Raw genomic sequence first — 23,284 nt, 5'->3', positions numbered from 1 at the left:
GGTTGTCACCGCCGCCCGTTGGCCTCCTCGCGGAGGCCTGCGCGAAGACTGTTCAGCGGTCCGTTTTCGCCTCGAGATCACGCGCCATCTTGAGATGACCTTCGACAACGGGCGCAATCTCGCCCGCTGCGGTCTTGAGCGGGGCGGCCGTGCCCGATGCGGCATAGGACTGCATCAAGGCAAGCGCATCCTCATGCGCATCGACCTGACCATCGACATACTCCTCATCGAACTCGGCGCCGGTCAGGCGTCCCAATTCCGCCAGATCCTCGTTCTGTTCGGCTGTCAGCGTCGCATCCGGCGTCACGGCCGGGGTCGCGCCTGCCGCTGCGGTTTTGATCTTCGCGGTCGAGTCCGTGTGAGCCTTGATCATCTGCGCGGCGAACGCCTTCACCTCGGCGGACGCCGCGTTTTTGGCCGCGAGGCGCGCCGCGGCGATCTCGAACGCATCGCTCCTTGCCGCGGTGTTCACGAAGTCTTGCGCGGACGGTGTCGGCTTGAGGCCAGCCGCTGCAGCGTCTGCAGCATTCTCGATGCGATCGCCGGCTCGGTCGGCGGTTGCTTCTGCAGAAGCGGCGGCGTTTTCGGCGCTGCGTTCGGCGCTTTCACTACACGCGCTGATGGTCGTGCCGGCAAGCAGGATCGCCAGCGCCAATTTGGTTCGGTTCACGACATTCTCTCCTGATAGGTACCGGTAGCAACGTCCGCTCAGTGGCGGTGTTCCCCGGCTGCCAGTGCTATGCCGCGTGCTGACGGCGTCGTCTGATGATCAGGGAGGCGGCCAAGCAGGCGCCATGCGACCGTCAGCAGCGCGCCAAGATAGGCGAGCGATCCAGGGATCCACATGAGAAGGCCGGCGAGGCGTTGATCGTCGAGCGGCGACAGGCCCCAGGCGGCGGTCGTCAGCCAATGCGGCGCGTAAAGCGGTGCGGCGGCGAACGTGATCAGCGCGCCAAGCAGTCCCATCTGGGCCATCGTCGCCGCCAGTGCGATGATCGCTGCCGGCGGGGTGGCTCGCCGGAGGCCTGCCCAGAAACCGATCGCGCTGCCGAGCAACGATGCTTGCATCAGCCAAAACAGAATGTCGTTCGACAGTGCAGCGCCATAAAAGGCTGGCGCGTGCCAGCCCCAAAGGATCAACGCATGAGCAAAAGTCCAGCCAGCCAGCGAGCCGGCCGGTCGAACCGCGCCGGCGAGCATCGGGGCCACGACGGTGATCAGGATGAGATGATGGGCGACGCGCGCCGAAAACAGGGCCGAGGTCATCGCGCAGAGCGGTGACACGAATGACAGGGCACAGAGAGCAAGGGCGATCATGGCAGCCGCCCTCTCTGTTTTGCCCGGCAAGCGCCTGATCAGTATTGCCGCGGCGACAAGCCCGATGAGCAGGACCGGATCGAGATTCCAGCGCGTGATCAGTTCTGCAGGCAGCGGCGCAGAACCGCAATAAGGTGTCGGATCTGACTTCATCGCCATTGGCCGCGCTTCCACATCTTGATCGAACCCACCGTCATGCCAAGGGTTCCGCCGCGGCACTTGTCACCGCCATGCGCTGCTCGGGCGTCACAGCGGCATCTCCAGTTCGAACAACAGACCGGGCGGGCGCGCTGAGAGCCACGTGCTGCCGCCGACCAAGCGCGGCAGCATATGCAGCAGAAAGTCGAACCCGAAACCTTCGGATGTCGCGGCTTCAAGGACCGACGTGGGTCGGTTTTCCGACCATCGGAAGCTGAGCCAGGCACTGCCCTCGCGTTTGAAGACACCCCATTCCACGAGAACGCGGCCATCATCCGCTTTGAGCGCCCCATGACGAAAGGCGTTGTCGAGAAGCTCGTGAATGGCGAGACTGATTGGAGCCGCTGTCGCTGTGGATAATGAGACGGCTGGTCCGACGAACTTGATCCGGCCGCCTTCGCGTTCGCCCATCGATCGCAGATTTTCGGCCAGAAGCAACCAAAGGTCGGCAGGCCCATCGGGCCCATATGCCAGAATGACGTCCGCATAGGCGCCGATCCTTGACCCCAGTTCTGCGGCGACTTCCCGCGCGGCGCCGTCGGCCGCACGCTCGGCAAGGCGGCGGACGATGAGCTTGATGATCTTCAGCGCCGGCTGGATGCGCTCATCGCCCTCCTCGGCATCGCCCGGAGCCGGCTGGCCGGCTCGGGCAAGCGCAGCGGCAAGCAGCCCCAGGCGTTCGAGTATGCGCCCATCCTCGTTGTTGAAGCGATACTCATCATGGGACAGCGCCCATAAGGTGCCGAAAGGACGACCTCCCCCCACCATCGGTATCAGAAGCAGTTCATGGATCATGGGCTCTCCCGAAGCGTTGGGGAACAGCCGTTGCGGATCGGTGAAGAGCATTGCCTCGCTGCGCTCGATCACTACCCCGCAGGGGGAGGCATCGACCGGCATGCCGCCGCCGACATATTTCGCCCAATGGCCGGCGATCGCGGGCCAGACGAAGCGATCTCCCTGCAGGATGCTGACCCCGGCCGACCCCGCCCCGGTAAGAGCGACCACGGTTTCGGTCAACGCCTGAAGGGCGCTCCCAGGATTGCGGTTGATGCGTCCGATAAGGTCGTCGAGCGCCCTGCTCTCGCGGCGCGCGTCGCGCCTGCCCCCCCGCCGGCGCCGAAAAGCGTCACGGGCGAGGATTGCGCCCGTGTCGGGATTTGGCGAGGCCATTCTAGACTGAAATCCCCCCGCCGACCCTCCGATCCAGGCCGTGCTGACGGTCGGCCAGATGGAGATAATTCGCATCGAAGTCACAGAATTGCCGAAGGCGCTCGGGGTCGGCAACGATCAGCCTGCGACCCTCGATGCGGATCAGGTCGTGCCCGCGGAGAGCCATCAACGTCCGGTTGGCATGAACGATCGTCACGCCCAGGGCATCTGCGAGTTCCTCCTGCGTGAACGGCATGTCGAAACTGTTATCCATGGCCCTGCCGATCGCCTGCAGTCGTGCGAGCAACTCACAGAAGAGATGTGCGGTCTGCTGATCCGTGGGGCGTTGGCCCATGCCGACGAGCCACTCGCGCAACGTGCCCTCATCGACCAGCGTCGACCACCACAAGGCACGATTGATCCGTGGATTGGCTGCCAAGGCCGCGATCGTCTCGGGGGAGAGGTCGACTACGTCGGACTCGATCAAGGTCCCGATCGAATGATCCATCTGCCCGAGAATGTGGACGTGCAGGTCGCAGATGTCGCCAGGCACGAAGAAGGCCATGATCTGCCGCTTGCCGTTCGGCAGCAGCTTGTACCGGCAGGCAAACCCCTCCTTGATGAGATGAACGTTGCGCGGCTCATCCCCCTCCGAGATCAGGGTCGTTCGCCCGGCGACCTTTCGCGATCCATGAGAAGCCGACTCAAGCGTAAGGCAATCCTGCGCCGTGAGCGCTGCGCCATATTCAAGCTTGCGGACGAACGGGCTTGCCATGATAGTCTCCGGCCATGCCGTCCGAACGCGCCGGCACGCCGATCGGTCCTTACATGTCCTTGAAACGGTTTCGACTCGTTGCCCGCGGGTCGATGGCTTGCGCGTTTGACCGCCGCTCGCGAACTACGCACACATCGGCCGCGCCGATCGTGCCGAGTGAGGGCGCCCCCCTATCGACGATCGAGCAAATCTCGGACGCGTTCGGCGAGTGCGGCGAAGGTAAAGGGCTTCGCCAGCAGGTCCACGCCGGGTGCCAGCCGCCCGTCGCGCATAATTGCATCCCGGGTGTATCCGGACGTGTAGAGCACGCGCAGTTCGGGTTGGCGGTGGCGCGCCGCCTCGGCGAGTTCGGCGCCTGACATTTTCGGCATGACGACATCTGTCAGCAGCAGATGGACATTCTGGTCCTGACGGTCGAGGAGACGCATCGCAGCCTCCCCATCGTGGGCTTCGATCACGCGATAGCCCAATTCACGCAGCACATCGACGGTATAGGCGCGCACATTGTCATCGTCCTCGACGACGAGCACGGTTTCAGTGCCGCTACTGCGCTGTATCATGGTGCCCGCAAGCTCGGTCGGTGCATCCGCTGCCCGGTGCATGCGCGGGAGATAGAGCGTGACGGTCGTCCCTTCGCCCGCGGTCGAGGCAATGATCACCTGCCCGCCAGACTGTTTGACATAGCCATAGACCATCGAAAGCCCCAGGCCGGTTCCCTTGCCCACGTCCTTGGTGGTAAAAAAGGGATCGAACACACGCGCTGCGATCTCATCCGGAATGCCGGTCCCCGTATCCGTCACGGCAATCGCCACATAATCACCTGGAACGAAATCATTGTCGGCACCGCGCGGCGCGGTGCCGAGGCGCTGATTGCGCGCTAAGATGGTGAGAGAACCGCTGCCCGTCATCGCATCGCGCGCGTTGACCGCGAGATTGAGGATCGCGTTCTCGAGCTGGTGGGGATCGGCTTCAACCGTCCAGATGTCCGCTGGAGCGCTGACATGGATCGCAATCGCTTCGGAAATCGAGCGAGTGAGCAGGTCGGTCATGCCCGCGAACAGCCGGCCCACGTCAACCGGTTTGGGATCGAGCGGTTGCCGTCGCGAAAATGCGAGCAGACGCTGGGTCAGCGATGCCGCGCGCTCGGCGCCCTTGAGCGCGTTGTCGAGAGACCGTCGTGCGCGGGGATCTTCGTTGAGATCGAGCCGGCGTAGCGCCGTGTCGATATTGCCGATAATGATGGTCAGCAGATTGTTGAAGTCATGGGCGATGCCGCCCGTCAGATGGCCGACCGCCTCCATCTTTTGTGCCTGACGCAACGCCTCCTCGGCCTCATGCCGTTCGGCGATCGCCTCCTCCACCCGCGCTTCCAGCGTGTCGTTGAGCGTGCGAAGCGCCGCTTCCTGGGCCTTCGCCGCGGTGATGTCATAGATGACCCCGATCAAGCGATAACCGCTGCCCTCGCCATCGCGGACGATCTCCCCCCGCCGCGCGATCCAACGATTTGTTTCGTCGCTCGGCCGACAAATGCCGAACTCACCGTCAAGCGTTTCAGGCGCCACGCCGTGCTGGTCGGCTTCCGGGATGAGCGCGCCCGGGCCTTCGAGCACGACACCGTTGATCGTGGAAATAGGTAACACGCTTGCCGGATGAAGTCCGAGCAACCGGCAAAACTCGTCCGAGACCGTCGCGGTCGCGAAACCGTCGCTATATTCGAACGTACCCACACCGCCGGCACTCTGCGCAATGCGTAGCCGTTCTTCGGTGCGCTTGCGCTCGGTGACATCGATCAGGATGCCGGTGAACCGAATGGGCCGTTCCAGCGCGTCGCGCTGCGTCTGCCCGCGGCCATGAACCCAGATCAAGGCGCCATCAGGCCGGACGATCCGGAACTCTTTCGAGAACAGGTCCGCACCGTTGCGGATGCCGGCAACGGCAATCCGGATGCGTGCCCTGTCGTCGGGATGGATCGCCGAATAAAAGGCGGAACCCGGCAGTCCGTCCGGGCCGGCGCCATCCCGGTCTATGTCGAATGCGTAAAGATCCGCGAAGCGCTCATCGACATGAAGACGATCGGGCACAAGATCCCAATCCCAGGTACCGCTTGCCCCCGCCGCTGCGAGGATCGCGCCGAGTTGCGGATCGGCGCGATCCTCGCGCCGGCCGGGGCCGTCACTCGCCATCGCCAATTACGCTCGCGATAAATTCCTCCAGCAATTCCTTCAACACTGCCAGCGACGGCAGGTCCATGACCATCGCGATATAGCCGCGAATGTCATGCCGGCGCACGGCGAAGTCGATATAGAGGAACAGCACCAGTCCATCGGTTGCGCTGGTTTCGTCGACCTCGAAAAGCCGCGCGCCGTCGCCTCGAAGCACCTCAGGTATCGTCATCGTCAGCGAGCGCTTGAGCATGTTCGCCATGGTCGCTAGGCAGGAATTGAGGATGATGTTGCCGGTTTCGGCGAGCGCCTCATGCTCCATCTCAAGCACGTCCTGCGCGCCCAGTTCGCCTCCCGTTACGGCGCGAACCAGTTCTAGGCTGTTCGCCTCGGGGAAGATCAACAACGCTCTGCCCGAGAAGGGGCCGTTGAAATCCTGACGCACGGCGACGAGTTCGGCGGCTTCCCGCTCGCTGATCAGTCGCGCGGCGCGACGCTGGCTCACCACCTCGATCGATGGCACCGACAGCAGCACCTGATCGTCGATCATCTTGCGCAGGCTGGATGCTGCACGGCTGACGCCGATGTTGACGATCTCGGTCAGAGCGTCGCGCTCGAGTTCGGCGAGCGTGATCGAGCCCACCTTCACAGCCGTGACCGCAACCGCAACGCAGCCCCCGAGATGAAGCTCTGCAGACTGTCGATCGTAACCGGCTTGGCAACAAAAGTCGCGCCCACAGCGCGGGCGCGCGCGATTACTTCGTCCTGAATGTTGGCGGTGACGATGGCCATCGGCAGTCCGGGTTTCAGGGCGTGGAGATCGGCGGCGAGTTCAAGCCCATCCTTGCCGGCCATGTTGAAGTCGATCAGCGCCACGTCGACCTGCTGCGCGGCAACGATCTCCATCGCCTGTTCGGCGCCTCCCGCCTCTACCTTGCTCCAGTCCGGCTGCAGCTCGGCGAGCGCCTTGCCAGCGACGATCCGCGCAAGCTTACTGTCATCCACGATCAGAACGGTAACCGGCATCTTCAACTCCATCCGCGTCGCGCATAGCGCGATGCTCAACGATTCCCTTAAAGCGGATCAACGGCGGCGCGAAACTGTTTCGCACCATCAGCATTCGCGATCAGCGGCATGATGTGGCGCGCAAGGAAAGCGTCCGCCGGGGTTCCGATGACAGTGGGTCGCTGTGCCACCAGAAGCTGTGCGATGGCCATGTGCAATCGGACCGCGCTGCTGATATCGACCTGGACGCAACCGTCGAGCAGTGCGACGAGCAGCGGTTCAGCATCCTCAACCGCGCAAATGCCTTCCAGATAGATGATGCCGCTCACCACACGCACGCTCATCCCACAAGCTCCTCCAGATTGAGCACGAGCAGCACGCCGCCATCGCCAAGAAGGGTCGTACCGGCGATTCCGGGGACGTTGGCGAGCAGTCCGCGCCGTTCCCGCACAAGCCCGTCGAACCGGTCGCCGAAAGCGTCGATACGGATGGCCACCGGCGTGCTTCGCGCCTCGGTAACGACGAGGCGCGCGATCTGCGTTCGCTCCGCGGGCATGCCGAGCAGCGTACCGAGATGCAGCACCGGCACGGTGCGGTCGCGCACGACGCAGGCTTCGCCCGCCCCCAACGGCACGATGCGATCCTCGGGAATGGCCACCGTCTCGACGATCTGGTCGAGCGGAACACCGAAGCGATCCTCGCCCACGTGCACCACGAGCAGCCGGGTGGTGATCGCATTGAGGGGGAGACGCAAGCGGAACTGGGTCCCCTCGCCGGGACGGGCTTCGACATCGATACGACCGCGAAGCCGCCCGATAGCCGTCTTTACCACATCCATTCCGACGCCACGACCGGACAGGTCGGTAACGCGCGCCGCCGTCGAGAAACCCGGAGTGAAGATCAGTCGGATGGCCTGCTGATCGTCGAGTTCCGCCGCTGCGACCGGCGAGAGTAAGCCGCGCTCGGCCGCGATCGCGCGGATGTGTGCCGGATCGATCCCGGCGCCATCGTCGGCAAGTGAAATGACGACATCCTCGCCCTCGCGCCACACGACGAGCCGCAACGTGCCTTCGGGCGGCTTGCCTGCGGAACTGCGGGCAGCGGGCGGTTCGATGCCGTGGTCCAGTGCGTTACGGACAAGATGGAGAAGCGGTTCGAACAACGCGTCGGCGACCTGCTTGTCGACCTCCATGGTTTGGCCGCTCATCTCGAAGCGCACCTGCTTGCCAAGGGTTTCGGCTATTTCCCGCACCAGCCGCGGCAGTCGCTGGAGGCTCGCGGCAAGGGGCACCCTGCGCATGGACGAAAGATTCCGGTGCAGGTCGGCCGCGACGCGCTCGATGTCCGCCTGGGTGGCGCGGATCGCCGCGCCGAGCGCCGGATCGATCGCCTCCGCGCGCATGGCGCCGTGCGACAAGGCATTGGTCGCCACCAGCAATTCACCAATGCCATTGGCGATTGCATCGATTCGATCGGCCGCAACACGCAGGGTTTGATCGGCCTGGGCAGACGAAGCTGCGGTTTCATCTGCCACGCCACGCGCAGATGGCGCTATCGTCGACAGTTCGACCTGGTCTGGCATCAGGCGAAACGCCGCACGCACGGTATCAAGCGATGCGTCGATCAATCCTTCCAGCACGGCCGTGCAGCGGAATGGAAGCCAATCGGCAAGCGGGGGCCAGACGCCGGCGGGCTGAACGTCCAGCCGGACCAGTCCGGGGATTGCGGCAACGGCGGCAAGCGGATCTTCACCTCTGAAGAAGCAGTCCTCATCCGGCACGTAGCGAAACGCGATCAAGCTCTTGTCCGTCGAGTCCAACGCCTCCCGCTCACGGTCGCGCAGCGCGTCAAGCCAAGGCTCGGGCTCGGGCTCGGGCGCCGGCGCCGGCGCTGGCGCCGGCGGCACAACGGCCGTTTCGGTTGCCGGGAACGGGCGGGAAACCAGCCTCTCTATCAGCGCGTCGGTGAGATCGGCGGCTCCCGCTCCCAACCCGATGCCGGTCTCCATCTCGTCGATCCAGCGCTGCGCCTGATCGATGCAGGCGAGCAGTACCCGGATTTGCCCACCTTCCAGCGGATGTGTACCCCCGCGGGCTGCGGCGAGGCTGTCTTCCGCTACGTGGAGCAGCCGTTCGGCGGGCGCCATGTCGAAAATGGCGACGGAGCCCTTGAGCGTGTGAAAGGCGCGGAAGGCGCGATCCAGCGCCGCCTGATCGGTTGGTTCGACGGCGAGCAGCGCCAGCGCGGCCTCGGCTTCCATGGCGAGTTCCCGACCTTCGACCAGAAATTGCTCGAGCAGCTCGTCCATCACGGCCGACGATAGACGATTGCATCCTCAAGGCGAACCATCTCGAAGCGATCGCCGATCCGCGCCATGGATTCGCTGTGCCCGAGACAAAGAAAGCCGCCCGGCTTGAGGCTGTCGAAGAGATTGGCCGCGGCGATCAGCCGCGATGCCTCGTCGAAATAGATCAATAGATTGCGGCACAATATGACGTCGAACTGACCTTGGCTGCGCATCGATGCCGGATCGATCAGGTTTGCAGAAAGGAAGTGGACCGACTCGCGCAGGTCGTCGATGATTTTGCGGCGGTGGCCATGTTCCGCCTCGAAATAACGCTCGACCATGGCGGCAGGCAGCCGTGACAGTGCCCGCGCCGCATACTGGCCCTTTTTTGCCGCCGCGATTGCTGCGGTGTCGATGTCCGATCCGACGATCTCGATATTATAGGCGTCGACCAGCGGCCAATGTTCGAGCAGCCAGATCGCGATCGAATAGGCTTCCTCACCGGTCGAGCAGGGCATGGACCAGATCCGGATGAGATCGCCGGGCCGCCGCTTGCAAGCGATCGCTGGCAGCAGGTCACGCCCCAGCGCGGCGAGTTGATGTTCCTCGCGGAAGAAGTAGGTTTCGTTGATCGTGAAGCTGTTGATCAAGGCCTCGCGCTCGGCAGCGTGGCTCGCAAGCGTGGCAAGCCAGATGCCAACATTATCCGTGCCCGCTCTGCGCAGCCGTTCGAAAACGCGACGCTCGACGAAATAGCGCTTGTTCTCGCCGAAGGTCATACCCGTCCAGCGATAGATGAGTTCCGTAACCCGCTTGAAGTCATCGGGCGACAGGCTGATGCAGGGCGCACGCGCCCCCTCAGGCGTCACGCGAGCCGCGCCAGGAGCGCTCTGGCGATATCCTCAAGGGGGAGGATCTGGCTGGCACCGCCGGCAGCGACCAAGGCGCCGGGCATGCCCCAGACGACGGCGGTCTCAGCCGACTCCGCGATAACGTGGCCGCCAAGCGTCCGCAATTCCGCCATCCTCGCCGCTCCGTCCGTGCCCATGCCGGTCATCAACACTCCAATCAAGTTTTCGGGTGCGACCTGCTGCAACGCGCTTGCAACAAGCCGGTCAACACTGGGATGCCATGGATGATCCCCGGCAGGCGCCGGCAGCGCAGTGAGCATCCCGCCGCGCCGCGACACGATCATGTCGGCGTCGCCGCGGGCAACATAGGCGTGGCCCGGAAGAAGCGGCGTCGGACGGTCGACTTCCACGACATCGAGCGCACAGAGCCGATCGAGCCGGCGCGCGAGCGGTCCGGTGAAGCTTGCCGGCATGTGCTGGGCGATGACGATCGGACAAGGAAAATCGGCCGGCATCGGCGCCAGCAATGCGTCGAGCGCAGGCGGGCCGCCCGTGGACGTTCCGACGACCACCAGCGCGTCGGTCGCGAGCCGGGGATGAGACGTCGATGCCCGCTTGCGTGGCGCAGCCAGCGCATTCGCCATGCGCATTCGGATGCGCTCCGCCAGCCTCGACGCCCGCGACACCCGCGATCGCGCCGCGGTTCGCACGGTCTCGATGAGGTGTGGCGCGATAGCCTCAATCTCGAGCGAAATCGCACCGCGGGGCTTCGCGACGAAGTCGACCGCCCCAAGCGCCATCGCTTCAAGTGTCTCTTCTGCGCCCTCCCGCGTTAGCGACGACAGCATCACCACCGGGCATGGTCGTTCAAGCATGATGCGGTCCAGGCACGTCAGCCCGTCCATACCAGGCATCTGGATGTCGAGCGTAATCACGTCCGGCTGCCAACTGTCGAGCTTCGAAATCGCCTCCTCGCCACCGCGCGCAACCTCGATCTCAAAATCGCCTGCAGCCTCGAAGATCGTGGTCAGCAGTCGCCGCATCAGCGGCGAATCATCGACGATCAGCAACTTTGTCACGACGCGGCCGCCGGTTCCCTTGCCAGCGCGGCGATCAGGTCGCGCTCGGCGAGATCGAGCAGATCACGCGGCGAAACGATCAGCACCACCTGCTCGGATCCGTCCAGGCTCGCGACACGATCGAAAACCTGCGCGTCATCGGCACCCAGGTTCGGCGTCGGCTGGATCGCCGTAGATGGAACGCGGAGGATCTCGTCCACTCCGTCGACAAGGAAGCCGACGCGCATCTCACCGATGGCAACCACGATTACCCGCCGCCGTGCGCCTGCCGCTGGCACGCCGGCGAACCGCCGCGCCTGGTCGATCACCGGAACGACCATGCCGCGCACGTTCATGACGCCCTCGACGAATGCCGGCGCCCTGGGCAGCCGGGTGAGCCGGTCGGGTAGCCGGGCCACCTCCTCGACCGCTTCAAGCGGCAGCCCATACGACGCGTCGCCGATCCTGAAGAGCAGGATCGGCGCACTGGCTTCTTCGGACATTCTCTCCTCCGCGGCGTGCTCCCCGCCCCGCCCCTGCAACAGCCGCGTCGTCAGATCGTCGCGGAGAAGATGTTCGGTCGCGAGAACCGACACCAGCCGACGGCCATGATCCAGACGGCAAATCGCCTGGATGCGCGCCTCTGCGGATCCACGTGCGAGCACCTGCGGCACCGGGTCGATATTGTCCGGCTCGACATGGAGCGTGCCATGCACCGCATCCGCCATCAGCCCGATGCGATGCCGGCCGATCCGCAGCACGATGACCCGGCTGCGGCGCGCAAGGTGACTTGTGCCGAACCCGAGCAGCGCGCTGGCGGATAACAAGGGCAGCAACGTATCGCGCAGCGTGGCCGTGCCGAGCACTGCCCGATCGGCATCCGGCAGCGCGGAGATCCGGTCCGGAACGGGCAGAACCTCTTCAACGTCGCGCAACGGCAGCGCGAAATCCTGGACGCCGGCAAGAAACGCGAGAAGTGGAACCGCGGTCGACCTGCTCGCTGCCGCGGCGGCACCGCGCACCCGTGCCCAACCGCGCGTGACAGCACGCTGCGAACCGGCGAAGACGCTGCCCAACAACGGGTCGAGATCGAGCGTTTGTGTACCAAGGCGGCCCACCTCGCCCACCTTCTCTACCGCATCGACAGCCAGACCAATCGGATCGTCACGTTCGATCACCACCACCCGCGTCGGCGTTCCCGGGGCTTTACCCAAAAGCGATGACAACGAGATCACCGGCACGACGTCACCGCGCAGGCTGGCCAGCCCCATCAGGGCGGGGGGCGCCTGCGGCACGCGGGTCAGGCGCGGCAGCCGTGTCACTTCCCGCACGCTGCTTGCCGGCAGAGCAAGGGTTTGGCCCGCGGCGCGGATCGTCATGTCTGCACCGCCGGTCGTGGCGGGGCGCCGTGCCACGATGCTCAGCCCTCTCCGGCCGTCAGCGCGCCGGCAAGCGACGCAATATCCTCGATCGCAGCAGCCAGGCTTTCGGCTCCGTGAGCCTGTTCGCGCGCCGCGGCCGCCGCTTCGCGCGCTGCGGTTGATGCCTGATCTGCAGCGCTGGCGATCTGCTCCGTTCCGCGCTTCACTTCCTCCACGGATCGCAGGATCGCGCCTGCGCCATCGCAGATTGCGATATTGGCAGCGCGCATCGCTGCCAGGTCAGCGCCAATCGCCTGAAACCGCGTAGCCACGACCTGGTTGCGCCCGATTTCGAATTCGGCGGTACTAACGATCTGGTCGAGATCGCGGCGGATGCTCGCAAGCTGATCCTGAATGGCACGAACGACATCCTTCGCTCGCTCGGCATTACCGGCGGCTTCATGCGCAAGCTTCCGGATGTCGCCGGATACGACGCCAAAGCCCCGGCCGGCATCACCGGCCCGCGTCGCCTCGACCGAACCGCTGACCGCAAGCATATTGGTCTGCACCGCATCGAGGGCGAGTCGATCGGTGATCTTCTCGATGCGCCGCGCCGTATCGCCGAGCCTTGCGAGCAGGTCGAGGACGTCTCTGGTATCGTCGAGCGTCGCGCCGACACCCTTGGTCAGCGCCGTGACGATGGTGCGCCCTTCCTCGATCGACGCGACGACGGCGCCCACGCGATCGGATGCGATTTGGGCGGCCGTAAACGTGCCCTGCGCGGCGTTCTCGATCTGCATCATGGCGGCATTGGCCTGATGCGTCGCCGCGGCCTGGATTTGCGCGACGCGGCCGATTTGCTCGACCGCGACGAGAATCTCGCTCGCGGCACCGGACAGTTCCTGCACCGTGGCTGACAATTGTTCGGCTGCGGCTGCGACTATTTCGCTCGTGGCGGCCGCCCCGCCCGGTTCCAGCTTGCCTGCAGAGGCGCTCAATGCCTCGGCGGTCTGCTGGCTCTCCTCAAGCGAAATGCTCTGTTGCGCGATTGCCTGATGCGCCTCGGCCGCCGCGGCCGATTGTTCCTCGGCCGCGCTGGCGACCTGTTCAGCGCCACGTTCGGCCTCGCGAGCGGCCCGCACCGACTCGGTAGTAGCCAGCAGAATATCCTGCGCACCCGTCGCGATCCGCGCCAGTTCCGCGCGCGCCGAAACCAGGCGATCGACCACCTCGCGTCCCGACTGCGCTTCCCCGGTCGCAGTTTCGGCGGCGGCACGAACCCGCCCCGCGATCGCGCCGATTTTCGCGGTGATGTCACCGGCAAGTCGCTCCATCTCGCCCGCCCGCGCCTCGGAACTTTCCGCAAGCGCACGGACCTCGTCCGCAACGACCGCAAAGCCTCTCCCATCCTCCCCGGCGCGAGCGGCTTCGATCGTCGCGTTGAGCGCAAGCAGCCCCGTCTGATCGGAAAGGTCGGCAACCGTGCGGCCGATCTCACCGATCCCAGAAGCGGCGATTTCGAGCGAGTCGATGATCTCTACCGAACCGAGCTGTCGTCGTGCATTGAGTTCGATGGCCGCGACCGATACTTCGATCTGCGCGCTGGTCTCCCCGAAAGCCGTTTCCATTGCCTCGACCTGCCGAAGCGACGAGTCGGCCCGCGCCTGCGCATCGGCGAACCCGCTGCCGAGTACGCCGATCAGGCCGAGCGATTCCTGCGCTGCACCCGCAGCTTGCTCCGCACCGCTTGAAATCTGCTCCATCGCACGTTGCAGTTCGGTCGATGACGCCGATGCCTGGGCGAGGCCGCTCTCCAGCTCCTGCATCGCTGCGTCGATGCGATCGGTGGCAGACGCCCCCCCTTTCTGCCGTTGCGCCTGCGAGACAGCGTTCGGCTGCCGGGCGGCAGGAACGGCTTCCTCATATATGGCATCGCGAACGCCGGGCTTTCCCAAAGAGGATTTCTTCACCAGTGCCATTAGCGTCCTCACGCGCGAAACCGATTGAAAGGTTCGCATAGGGCAAGCCTCACCCATCCGCCAGAGCGCCGCGGGCTGGTCTTTTGCCATGGGCGCAGCAGCCCGGGTCCGCGTTGCTGCGCCCTTGTCCACCTGCCGACAATCGAATGCCGGGGCGGGTGTAGCATCTGCCGTGACCGGCGACCGAGTGGACGACCTCTGTCGAAATACGAGCGCGCGGCGGGCTTCGCCCGACTGCTGATCAGTCAGCGCAGCGAAGGCGGCGCGATCGAATTCGCGCTGGTGAAGCGCCGGAGATGGCGCGGAAAGTCGACTGCGATCTGCCTGCTGGCCATGTTGAAATTGAAAGGTCGCTTTTGCTTGATGGCTGACGAACCGCGCCGGCTCCTCTAGAAGTGCGCGGGGTCGCCGCGAGCTGCGAGAACAGATTTGAAACATCACCCATCATCTGACTGGCCGCAGGACGCGGGAGAAATGGCCGCCCGCATCCGGTCACATCGCTGGGACAGGACGCCGCTCGGTCCGATCGCGCGATGGCCGCAAAGCCTGAAGACCGCGGTCGATCTGATGCTGGCGATGCCCCGCGGCGCCTTCATTGGCGCGGGCCGGGAACTGATTGCGATCTACAACGACGCATATCTTCCTGTCCTCGGCAGCAAGCACCCGGATGCGCTTGGCCAGCCTTCGGCGCAGCTGTTCGCTGAAATCTGGGACGAGATCGGACCTTTGCTGGACAAAACTCTCGCCGGCAAGCCGCAATGCTTCGTCGATCTGCCCCTTACCCTGGCGGGGCGTCGACCGACCGGATCAGAGGATGACAGCCGGGGCTTTTTCACCCTCGAATGGACGCCCTTGCGTGACGAAGCCGGCGCTATCACAGGCTTCTTCGGAACGATCACCGAAACCACCCGCGATGTGCTCGCGCGCCAGGCGCTCGGCGAGAGCGAAGAGCGACGAGGTTTCCTTCTCTCGTTGAGCGACGCGCTGCGCGCGATCGAGGATGCGGATGTTATTCGGAATATAGCATGCGCACGGCTGGGCCAGTGGCTCAGCGCGGACCGCGTTTATTATGTCGAGATCGATCCGGCTGGCGCCTTCGGTGTCGTCTCGAACGATTATGCCCTGCCAGGTCTGCCGAGTTTGAGCGGGCAATACCCCTACGAGACATTTCGTTCCACCTTCGACCGCCTTGCGGACGGCTCCACCTGGATCGTCAATGACGTCGCCCGCGACGTCGTGCCGGCCGAGCACGAACGCGAGATATTCTCGGCCCAGAAGGTAACGGCCTGGGTCGACGTGCCGTTGCTCAAGGCAGGCCGTTTGCACGCTGTGCTGTGTGTCGTGCAAACGCGCGATAGACTATGGTCATACCCCGAAGTCGCCGTGATCGAAGAGGTGGCGGAGCGGCTCTGGGCGGCGGTCGCGCGTCACGGGGCTCAAGCCGCCCTGCGCCAGAGCGAGGCCAGGCTCACCGCGATCGTCGAAGCCGCGCCGGTCGGCATCGCGATGGTGGACACATCGGGAGCGCTGATCTACGCAAATGCCGACGCGCAGCGCCTGATACCCAGCCGACGCATGCCGTCGCGAGATCCGGATCTCGGTTGGCGCTGGCACGCGGTCTATCCCGATGGCTCCGTCGTGCCCGCGGATGATTATCCCGGCGCACGTGCCCTTCGTGGGATCAGCACCATACCTGGAATGGAGTTCCTCTACGACGACGGGGCTGGCCGAAAGACCTGGATAACGGTGTCGTCGGTGCCCATCCGCGATGCCGATGGCACCATAACCGGCGCGGTATCTGCGCTGAGCGACATCGATGCGCTCAAGCAATCGCAGCAGGCGCTGCGGGCGAGCGAAAAACGGCTGCACATGCTGCTCGGCGAACTGCAGCATCGCGTGCGCAACATGCTTGCCGTCGTGCGCTCACTTTTTGCACGCACCGTGCAGTCGGGCGGCGACCTCGACAATGTCGCTGATCATTTCAAGGGCCGTTTGGACAGCCTCGCGCGCACCCAAGTCGTTATGACGCAAAGTCCGAATGGGCGCGTCAATCTGGAAAACCTGATCCGCGAAGAGCTGCTGAGTCTCGGAGTGACGCATGGACCGGAACCGACGATCGAAGGTCCGGAAGTCGCGCTTGACCCCGCAACCGCCGAGGCGCTGGGACTGGCGATCCATGAGCTCACAACCAATGCAATAAAATATGGAGCCTTTCGAACCGCCAGTGCCAGCCTCGACATCCGGTGGAGCGTCGGCCCGGCCCCTGACGGCACCGCACAATTGCATCTCACCTGGACCGAAAAAGACGTGCCTGCCGTTCCCCTCAAGCCCACGCGACGCGGATTCGGCACCGAATTGATCGAGGAAGCGCTGCCTTACCGCCTGAATGCAGACACCAGGCTCGAGTTTCGCGGCGGTGGCATATGCTGCACCCTCACAGTGCCGCTGCACACCGATCCTGTCGATGCCGACTCTTCCTCAAGGGATGCGGAACATGATCGGTAAGTTGGCGGGCAAGCGCATTCTTGTGGTCGAAGACGAATATTACCTTGCGTCCGATATCCAGGCCGCACTTCGCGGCGAAGGCGCCGTCGTCGTCGGCCCTGTCGGCCAGCTTGAGCCAGGGCTGGCGCTCGCGCTGGCCGGAGCCATCGACGGAGCGGTGCTCGACATAAATCTGCGGGGCATCCCGTCCTATCCTCTCATCGATCGGTTGGCAGAGCATGACGTGCCCTGCCTCCTCGTTACCGGATATGACGGATGGTCCATACCGGAGGTGTACCGCACGATACGCCGCCTCGAGAAGCCTTGTCAGATGACCAGCATAGTTGATGCTGTGGCACAACTGATCGCGCACCGCTGAACTTCCCCTCCTTGGCAGCCGAGCCAACGCACCGAATTCATCAACATAAAGCCTCTGCAGGAGAATACGACGCCAATCCTAACGAGAGATAGAGCGCCGACAGCTCTGCTCATTACTGTCGGGCATGAAGAGGATTCATCATGTCTAAATCGTCCGAGGAAAACGACCAATTCTTGCCTATCGGCCCTCCGAGCGAGCCGTCTGCCAGACCGAGCCTGTCGCAGGAACAGATCGATCGGGATCGCGCGTTTGCGAGCTATGAAAGTTCGTGCATCGTGCTGAAGATGCCATTGCCGCTGTTCCGGAATTGATGCGCTGCGGGCATCACCGGTCGACCGCGAATCCCGCTCGCAAATAGATAGTCGACCGGCAAACGGTATGGCGAAGACTTACGCACCTTAGGAGACGACCATGGCCGAACGCCATCATCCGAATAGCCCGCTGTCGCGCAAGGCGCAGGATAACGCGCCAGGTTCGGAAGCCCTCAACAGCGAGGTTGCGCGTGCCGAACAATCCGCCCAGCGCTCTGGCGCCGGTGGCGACGAGCAGATCCCGGCAATGCCCAGTCAGGCCGAAGGCGAGCGCGATCCTGACGATGATAGCGACGGCGACGGCGACGGCGATGGTGACGACACGGGGAGTGATGGCATCATTTTCACCCGTGACGAAGAGGGCGTTCTTCCTCCCACCGTCTTCTCCAGCGATATCGCGCTTTCCGACGAGCGCTGAGACCGATCATTTCGGTGGATGGCGCGGCGACGTCTCCGCGCCGCGCCTTATCCCATCGGCAAGTGCAAAACCAAGCCTGCCGGTCTCGGTTTATTCTGAAAGTCTTCGGTCATCCGCTGTGCGGCACGCACGGTCCAGATAGAATCCAGCCAGTTGATAGTGGATTTTCGAAGCAGCCTCGCTGGTCGCTTCACGCGCGCGCTGAATCTCGGTTTCGGCCCTCTGCCGACAATAGTCATGATACTCGACCCTCATGGCGATCGCCTCCTGATGCCGCGAGGATAACACCTCCGCCTGCGCCATCCATCACATGCGTTAGACACCATCTAAAGCATCAAAAAGTGCCAGTACGCGCGGGTGAAGACGCGTCTTCTCTAAGCTGGATCAAGCGGCTGATCGGGAACTCGTTGGATGCACCGAACTCGAACAATCCAAGACCCGCCAGTCGGTCGAAATCGGGAAGTCGTAGGCTGCGATGGTGCAACTCGATCAAACCGCGCTGCCGCATTTCCTGGAGCACGCGATTCACGTGAACCGGCGTCAGGCCTGCTAGATCGGCCAGGTCATTCTGCGTCAGGGGAAAATCGCAGATGTCGTCGCGTGTCAAACCCACTCGGCGCAAACGCGCGAAGATCTCGGCCAGCAGATAGGCGAGCCTCTCGATCGCGGTCTTGCGACCCAGCATTGCGATCCAACTGCCGCGCCGATGGAGCTTCTCGAACATGTCAGCTTGCAGGCACTGCGCGACTTCGGCGCTGCTCGCGCTTGCCGCCTCGATCTCGCGGCGATCGAGCGCGATCGTGGCGAGCGGCGTCATAGCAACGGCAGGATAGTCCGCGCTGCGCTCGTTCAACCAGTCGATGTCGCAAAGATCTCCCGGCAGCAGCAAATCGATGATTTGTCGACGCCCGTCATGCAGCAGATGATATCGACAGGCCCAGCCCTCGATAATCAGGTGCACGGTGGACGGCTGTTCACCCATCCGCGCCAGGAAAGCGTGTTGGCGCAGCCGCGCCGCATTCCCCGTCAACGGCCGATGCTCTCCGCGCCCGGCGGGGACAATCGCAAGAAGGCGATGAGACATGGAACTGTACTCCCTGTTCGCCGCCCGGATCGGCAGTAGGAGGGACGTCAATCGAGGATGCCATAAAATGTTAATCGCGGCGATTTTAGCAGATGATCCGCCCTCGCATCGCGATCAAGCGATGCAATTGCACTGCGCGGATGCGGCTTTCCGTTACAACATTGAGCCGCCGAAGGGCGTCGCACCGGTCTTTACGGCAGAATCGCTCACAGCACCGTCTTCCCAACATGTGAGGCGCGCCTGCCCCCCCTGGCCATCATATGACGCGAAGCGCACGTTGCGCACGTTCCGCAGCAGCGGGGGAAAGGTGGAGATAGTGGGGGTCGAACCCTGCGGCATCGACGAGACCCTCCCAGTCGAGTATTTCCACACCTCTCGACTGGGTGCGGACAAGCTCGCGACTCCGCAAGTCCATCATCATGCGGTTGAGGTGCACCGACGTCATGCCGGTGCATTCGGCGAGATGATGCTGAGTTGCCAGCATGTCATACCGCATGCCGCGTGCTTGTCCGATGAGCGCATAGCGGACGGCCAGCTCACACAGCAGATGCGCGAGACGGGCGCCGCCCGTCCTACATCCGAGATTGAGAACCCAGGTCGACAGGATCGACGCATCGACAATGCAATCGCGCCAAAGGGCGTACCCGACTCTTGGATATCTGGCGATCAGAGCCCAAAGCGCGCGGTGCGGGATGATGACGATCATCGCATGCGAAAGCGCCTGCAGGCCAGCACCGACGTTCGGAACGAGCAGCGAATAAATGTCGGCCACGTCACCTGGAATGTGCAGCGCGAAAATCTGCCGACCGCCATCGAGCGTTTGCGCAAATCTTCCGACCAGGCCTTCGGCGATCAGGCAGACATGGTTGCGCGTCTCGCCGAGACGGATGAAGTCGCGGTGCGCCCCGACTTCCGCGATCTCGCATGGCAAGCCACGAATCGCGCTTTGCTCCTCTTCAGTCAACGGTGACCGCATCAGCAGACGTTCCAGCCATAAGTTCAGTGCGGGTAGGTGCTTCGGAACGTTCATGCGGTCTCCCGGAAACGGTCCAACGCGGGCCGCAACCGGAGAAGGGAAAACATCCCCCCACTGATTCATGCTTCAATAAATGTTATAGGTATTGCCCATTCTCCCGACATTTGCGCGCGAGGCGCCACACGGCCAAAAAAAGGCCGGCGCGACGCCACCCCCGTCGATGTCGCGCGTTCGGCTTCAATGACGTTCTTCCCCGTATTCGATTCACCTGCGCACTCCTTCGCATGCGCACCAGCCATCCGGTTATCGAGGTCCGCTTGACTGAATCATCCCGCGCGCGGCTGGCCGCAGCCCCGAACATCGCGCTTGTGGCAATCCGGATCGTTGAGGCCCGTGCCGATAGCAACGTGCTGTATCTGGCGGATGATGAACAGCAGGCTGAGTCATTGGCCTTTGCCGCTAGCGCCATAGCGGGCGACGCGGCGATCATCTTCCTGCCGTCCAGCGACGCACTTCCTGGCGATGAAGCGCTTGCTTCACCGGCGAACAGCGGCCGGCGCGTCGCGGCGCTGCGTCGCCTGCGTCGAGTTGTCGCCACGGATGCGCATTACGCCTGCATCATGAGCGGCGAGGCGGCCGCCCGGCTTTACCCGGCTCCGGAGGCGTTCGATGCGGCGCCACCGATGCTCGCCACGGATGATCCGATCGATGCGGAGGCTTTACGCGCCTCGCTCCTCGATATCGGCTATGTAGAGGACGATCGCGTAGATGAACCCGGCGAGATCGCCTTTCACGGCGATGTCATCGATATTTTTCCCGCGGATGCCGGCTTGCCTGTCCGCATCGAAATCGTCGAAGACCGGATAGCGGCGATCCGCTTCTTCGATCCCCTAACCCAACGAACGACGGACGCGTGCGAGCGCATCGAAGTCGGGCGCGCGACCGAGCCGCCAGTGGCGGCGACCGGCACATCCATTCTCGCGCACCTGCAGCCCGGCCTGATCGGCTATGGCGCACAGGCCGAGCATCAGCGCCTGAGATTCCAGGCGCTCGCACGCGACACGCTGAAACGACGAACCGGTACGTCGGACCTTGTCGATGACAAAGCGTGGCAAGCCGCGCTCTCCGCGTGGCGCATTCATCATTTCACCGATGGCGGCGCTACTGCCCTGCCGCGCTTCGTCGAACGTCGCCGACCGCTGGACGAGCTGGCCCGTTTTGCAAAGCCACTGCTGGCGGAAGGTCGCCGGCTGATCATCGTCGGGGGCGAACGCGACTTGCGCTTCGTCAAGCCCCGTCTGCGCCGCCGTTTGCGCGTCGCTATCGAAGACGTCGCAGCCTTAGCAGAAGTAGCGGCCCTGCCAGGAGATCGTGCTGCAGCGCTGATCATGCCTGCCGACCGTGGATTCGTCGACGACACCCGGCTCGTTCTTGCCGCGGGTGACCTGCTTGGCAGCCGCGCGATCCTCGACCGGCCCCTGCGCGGCGGGATCGATCCGCTCGCGGCAGCCGCGGGCGATATCCGCGCAGGAGACACCGTCATCCACGAGGATCATGGGGTTGCCGTGGTGACGGGGCTGGCGGATGCCGTGCCTGCCGAACAGGACACCGAGACGATCGTCCTGGAATTTGCCGGTGACGCGCGGCGGCTGGTGCCGATCACGGAGGCCGGTCGGATCTGGCGCTATGGTGCGGACCGTGACGCCGTGACCCTCGATCGCCTTGACGGTGCAAGCTGGCCGCAGCGGCGCGACACGATCATGGCCGCAATCGCGAGTACCGCAACGAAGCTCACGGAACTGGCCGCTGCGCGCCGAGCCATCGCCGCCCCGGTTATGGAGCCCGACGAGGCGCAGTACGAACGGGTCGTCGGCAGCTTCGCGTTCAACGAAACCGCAGACCAGGCGCGCGCGATCGCTGCCGTGCGAGACGATCTTGCCTCGGGCCAGCCGATGGACCGGCTCATCGTCGGCGATGTCGGCTACGGCAAGACCGAAGTGGCGCTACGTGCGGCAGCAATCGCGGCCTTTTCAGGCTATCAGGTCGCCGTCGCTGCCCCCACCACAGTGCTCGTCCGTCAGCATATCGAAACCTTCCGCCAGCGCTTCGAAGCCAGCGGTATCGGCGTCGACGGCTTGTCCCGCCTCTCGTCCGCCGCGGACCGGAAGCGGGTGAAGGCGGGGCTGGCCGATGGATCGGTGCGCATCGTGATCGGCACCGGCGCGATCATGGGAAAAGCCATCAGCTATGCTAAGCTCGGCCTCGTCATCATCGACGAGGAGCAGCGGTTCGGCGCGGCCGACAAGGAAAGGCTCCGGGGGGACGGTGCCCGCCATCTGCTGACGATGAGCGCAACGCCGATCCCCAGGACGCTGCAGATGGCGATGGTTGGCGTGCGCGACATTTCTGTGATCGCCACGGCGCCTGCAAGGCGGCAGCCGATCCGTACGCGGCTGGAGCCGTTCGATCCTCATCGCGTCCGCACTGCGCTGCTCCGGGAGAAGCAGCGCGGCGGCCAGAGCTTCGTCGTCGTGCCCCGCATCGACGACATGGCGAACGTTCGCACAAAGCTCGAACGCGCCGTACCCGAACTTGGCATCGTCGAAGCACATGGCAAGATGGCTGCAGCCGATATCGACCGGGTTATGGTCGATTTCGCGCGAGGTACCGGCGACATCCTGCTGGCCACCAACATCATCGAAGCGGGGCTCGACGTGCCGCGCGCGAACACGATGCTGGTCTGGCGTGCCGATCGCTTCGGTCTGGCGCAGCTTCACCAGCTTCGCGGCCGCGTCGGCCGGGGCGTTCGGCGCGGCCAGGTGATGCTGGTGACAGATGCCGAAGCGAAAATCGCTGACCGCACACTGAAGCGATTGCGCACGCTCGCCACGTTCGACCAGCTTGGTGCCGGCTTCCAGATCAGTCAGCAGGATCTGGATCAACGCGGAGCCGGCGACTTGATGGGTGAAGCGCAGGCCGGCCACACGAAGCTGATCGGGGTCGATCTCTATCAGCACCTGTTCGCCGCAGCGTTGCGCGAGGCGCGCGGCGAACCACCCCTGCCTGACGAGCCCGAGTTGCGCATCGGGGCAGCCGGGATGCTGCCGCCGACGTGGATACCCGAACCCGATGTTCGGCTAGGCCTCTATGTACGGCTTGCCCGGGTCGCGCACGAGGCGGAGCTTGACGCATTCGAGGACGAGATCGTGGATCGGTTCGGCACCCTGCCCATGCCAGCCGAAATACTGTTGATGCGTGCGCGCTTGCGGCTTGCCGCGCGATCGGCACACGTGGTGCGGCTCGACGCGGGGCCTGCGGCAGTGGCGATCACACCCGGCCGCGGCTTCACCGCCGACATCGCTACTTACGGTTTCAATCAAAAAAATGGGCGGCTGATCCGACAGCTCGGTCCAGAAGACCGGGATCTGGTTCTTGTTCGTACGCTGGAACTGCTGGAAGCCTGCAACGCGGAATGATCCAGCGTTGGGCG

The 23,284-nt window shown here is 64.2% G+C and carries 19 protein-coding genes; 4 read left to right on the top strand and 15 right to left on the bottom strand.

All coding sequences use genetic code 11. The features are described 5' to 3' along the window. Positions 1-52: 52 nt before the first annotated feature. The 13 genes from FHS96_RS04680 to FHS96_RS04620 form a co-directional block, all read right to left on the bottom strand. Positions 53-655 (bottom strand): DUF4142 domain-containing protein, encoded by a 603-nt coding sequence (locus tag FHS96_RS04680; protein WP_429588276.1) that lies wholly within the window; start codon positions 653-655, stop codon positions 53-55. A gap of 53 nt (positions 656-708) precedes the next feature. Beyond that, positions 709-1,476 (bottom strand): cytochrome c oxidase assembly protein, encoded by a 768-nt coding sequence (locus FHS96_RS04675; RefSeq protein WP_429588275.1) that lies wholly within the window; start codon positions 1,474-1,476, stop codon positions 709-711. 87 nt (positions 1,477-1,563) lie between these two features. Further along, entirely contained in the window at positions 1,564-2,685 is a 1,122-nt protein-coding gene (locus FHS96_RS04670) for a GAF domain-containing protein (RefSeq protein WP_429588274.1), read from the bottom strand. A 1-nt stretch (position 2,686) separates the two neighbouring features. Next, the gene (locus tag FHS96_RS04665; RefSeq protein WP_429588272.1) at positions 2,687-3,439 is read right to left on the bottom strand and encodes a Crp/Fnr family transcriptional regulator; all 753 of its coding nucleotides are present in this window, start codon (positions 3,437-3,439) and stop codon (positions 2,687-2,689) included. 170 nt (positions 3,440-3,609) lie between these two features. After that, positions 3,610-5,622, bottom strand: a complete 2,013-nt coding sequence (locus FHS96_RS04660; RefSeq protein WP_429588271.1) for a hybrid sensor histidine kinase/response regulator — start codon at positions 5,620-5,622, stop codon at positions 3,610-3,612. After that, entirely contained in the window at positions 5,612-6,250 is a 639-nt protein-coding gene (locus FHS96_RS04655) for a chemotaxis protein CheX (RefSeq protein WP_429588270.1), read from the bottom strand. Before FHS96_RS04655 ends, FHS96_RS04660 begins: the two co-directional genes overlap by 11 nt. Continuing rightward, the gene (locus tag FHS96_RS04650; RefSeq protein ID WP_429588269.1) at positions 6,247-6,627 is read right to left on the bottom strand and encodes a response regulator; all 381 of its coding nucleotides are present in this window, start codon (positions 6,625-6,627) and stop codon (positions 6,247-6,249) included. The genes FHS96_RS04655 and FHS96_RS04650 overlap by 4 nt, the downstream gene beginning before the upstream one ends. A 47-nt stretch (positions 6,628-6,674) precedes the next feature. Further along, positions 6,675-6,950 carry a hypothetical protein gene (locus tag FHS96_RS04645; protein WP_429588268.1) on the bottom strand — a complete coding sequence of 92 codons (276 nt, stop codon included), beginning with the start codon at positions 6,948-6,950 and terminating at the stop codon, positions 6,675-6,677. Then, on the bottom strand, positions 6,947-8,914 hold the full coding sequence (locus tag FHS96_RS04640) for a chemotaxis protein CheA (protein WP_429588266.1): 1,968 nt from the start codon (positions 8,912-8,914) through the stop codon (positions 6,947-6,949). The genes FHS96_RS04645 and FHS96_RS04640 overlap by 4 nt, the downstream gene beginning before the upstream one ends. Further along, entirely contained in the window at positions 8,914-9,762 is an 849-nt protein-coding gene (locus FHS96_RS04635) for a CheR family methyltransferase (protein ID WP_429588264.1), read from the bottom strand. Before FHS96_RS04635 ends, FHS96_RS04640 begins: the two co-directional genes overlap by 1 nt. Beyond that, positions 9,759-10,823 (bottom strand): chemotaxis-specific protein-glutamate methyltransferase CheB, encoded by a 1,065-nt coding sequence (gene cheB / locus FHS96_RS04630; protein WP_429588263.1) that lies wholly within the window; start codon positions 10,821-10,823, stop codon positions 9,759-9,761. Before cheB ends, FHS96_RS04635 begins: the two co-directional genes overlap by 4 nt. After that, the gene (locus FHS96_RS04625; protein ID WP_429588261.1) at positions 10,820-12,181 is read right to left on the bottom strand and encodes a chemotaxis protein CheW; all 1,362 of its coding nucleotides are present in this window, start codon (positions 12,179-12,181) and stop codon (positions 10,820-10,822) included. Before FHS96_RS04625 ends, cheB begins: the two co-directional genes overlap by 4 nt. Before the next feature lie 41 nt (positions 12,182-12,222). Further along, positions 12,223-14,274 carry a methyl-accepting chemotaxis protein gene (locus tag FHS96_RS04620; protein WP_429588260.1) on the bottom strand — a complete coding sequence of 684 codons (2,052 nt, stop codon included), beginning with the start codon at positions 14,272-14,274 and terminating at the stop codon, positions 12,223-12,225. Between the two features lie 342 nt (positions 14,275-14,616). Between FHS96_RS04620 and FHS96_RS04615 the strand changes: the two genes are divergently transcribed. The 3 genes from FHS96_RS04615 to FHS96_RS04605 all read left to right on the top strand — a co-directional run bounded on the left by FHS96_RS04615 (position 14,617) and on the right by FHS96_RS04605 (position 17,734). After that, complete coding sequence (locus FHS96_RS04615) at positions 14,617-16,647, top strand: PAS domain-containing sensor histidine kinase (protein WP_429588259.1); 2,031 nt, start codon at positions 14,617-14,619, stop codon at positions 16,645-16,647. Continuing rightward, complete coding sequence (locus FHS96_RS04610) at positions 16,637-17,005, top strand: response regulator (RefSeq protein WP_429588258.1); 369 nt, start codon at positions 16,637-16,639, stop codon at positions 17,003-17,005. The genes FHS96_RS04615 and FHS96_RS04610 overlap by 11 nt, the downstream gene beginning before the upstream one ends. Positions 17,006-17,416: 411 nt before the next feature. Further along, on the top strand, positions 17,417-17,734 hold the full coding sequence (locus tag FHS96_RS04605; RefSeq protein WP_429588256.1) for a hypothetical protein: 318 nt from the start codon (positions 17,417-17,419) through the stop codon (positions 17,732-17,734). 334 nt (positions 17,735-18,068) lie between these two features. On the opposite strand, the gene FHS96_RS04600 is transcribed toward FHS96_RS04605, so the two are convergent. Both FHS96_RS04600 and FHS96_RS04595 read right to left on the bottom strand, forming a co-directional pair. Further along, complete coding sequence (locus FHS96_RS04600; protein WP_429588254.1) at positions 18,069-18,818, bottom strand: Crp/Fnr family transcriptional regulator; 750 nt, start codon at positions 18,816-18,818, stop codon at positions 18,069-18,071. 256 nt (positions 18,819-19,074) lie between these two features. Further along, on the bottom strand, positions 19,075-19,848 hold the full coding sequence (locus tag FHS96_RS04595; protein WP_429588252.1) for a Crp/Fnr family transcriptional regulator: 774 nt from the start codon (positions 19,846-19,848) through the stop codon (positions 19,075-19,077). A gap of 230 nt (positions 19,849-20,078) precedes the next feature. On the opposite strand from FHS96_RS04595, the gene FHS96_RS04590 reads away from it, so the two are divergent. Beyond that, positions 20,079-23,270 carry a helicase-related protein gene (locus FHS96_RS04590; RefSeq protein ID WP_429588250.1) on the top strand — a complete coding sequence of 1,064 codons (3,192 nt, stop codon included), beginning with the start codon at positions 20,079-20,081 and terminating at the stop codon, positions 23,268-23,270. The last annotated feature ends 14 nt before the right edge of the window (positions 23,271-23,284 follow it).

Source organism: Sphingomonas zeicaulis (genome assembly GCF_050433225.1).
GTDB classification, from domain to species: domain Bacteria; phylum Pseudomonadota; class Alphaproteobacteria; order Sphingomonadales; family Sphingomonadaceae; genus Sphingomonas_D; species Sphingomonas_D zeicaulis.
The sequence above is the reverse complement of the archived record's forward strand: the minus strand, read 5'-3'. Positions and strand labels throughout refer to the sequence as shown.

What these genes read in the sequence shown, in the direction of transcription:
- FHS96_RS04675 (WP_429588275.1), bottom strand. Translation starts at nt 1,476, where the DNA reads ATGGCGATGAAGTCAGATCCGACACCTTATTGCGGTTCTGCGCCGCTG.
- FHS96_RS04670 (WP_429588274.1), bottom strand. Translation starts at nt 2,685, where the DNA reads ATGGCCTCGCCAAATCCCGACACGGGCGCAATCCTCGCCCGTGACGCT.
- FHS96_RS04665 (WP_429588272.1), bottom strand. Translation starts at nt 3,439, where the DNA reads ATGGCAAGCCCGTTCGTCCGCAAGCTTGAATATGGCGCAGCGCTCACG.
- FHS96_RS04660 (WP_429588271.1), bottom strand. Translation starts at nt 5,622, where the DNA reads ATGGCGAGTGACGGCCCCGGCCGGCGCGAGGATCGCGCCGATCCGCAA.
- FHS96_RS04650 (WP_429588269.1), bottom strand. Translation starts at nt 6,627, where the DNA reads ATGCCGGTTACCGTTCTGATCGTGGATGACAGTAAGCTTGCGCGGATC.
- FHS96_RS04645 (WP_429588268.1), bottom strand. Translation starts at nt 6,950, where the DNA reads ATGAGCGTGCGTGTGGTGAGCGGCATCATCTATCTGGAAGGCATTTGC.
- FHS96_RS04640 (WP_429588266.1), bottom strand. Translation starts at nt 8,914, where the DNA reads ATGGACGAGCTGCTCGAGCAATTTCTGGTCGAAGGTCGGGAACTCGCC.
- FHS96_RS04625 (WP_429588261.1), bottom strand. Translation starts at nt 12,181, where the DNA reads ATGACGATCCGCGCCGCGGGCCAAACCCTTGCTCTGCCGGCAAGCAGC.
- FHS96_RS04615 (WP_429588259.1), top strand. Translation starts at nt 14,617, where the DNA reads ATGGCCGCCCGCATCCGGTCACATCGCTGGGACAGGACGCCGCTCGGT.
- FHS96_RS04610 (WP_429588258.1), top strand. Translation starts at nt 16,637, where the DNA reads ATGATCGGTAAGTTGGCGGGCAAGCGCATTCTTGTGGTCGAAGACGAA.
- FHS96_RS04605 (WP_429588256.1), top strand. Translation starts at nt 17,417, where the DNA reads ATGGCCGAACGCCATCATCCGAATAGCCCGCTGTCGCGCAAGGCGCAG.
- FHS96_RS04600 (WP_429588254.1), bottom strand. Translation starts at nt 18,818, where the DNA reads ATGTCTCATCGCCTTCTTGCGATTGTCCCCGCCGGGCGCGGAGAGCAT.
- FHS96_RS04595 (WP_429588252.1), bottom strand. Translation starts at nt 19,848, where the DNA reads ATGAACGTTCCGAAGCACCTACCCGCACTGAACTTATGGCTGGAACGT.
- FHS96_RS04590 (WP_429588250.1), top strand. Translation starts at nt 20,079, where the DNA reads ATGCGCACCAGCCATCCGGTTATCGAGGTCCGCTTGACTGAATCATCC.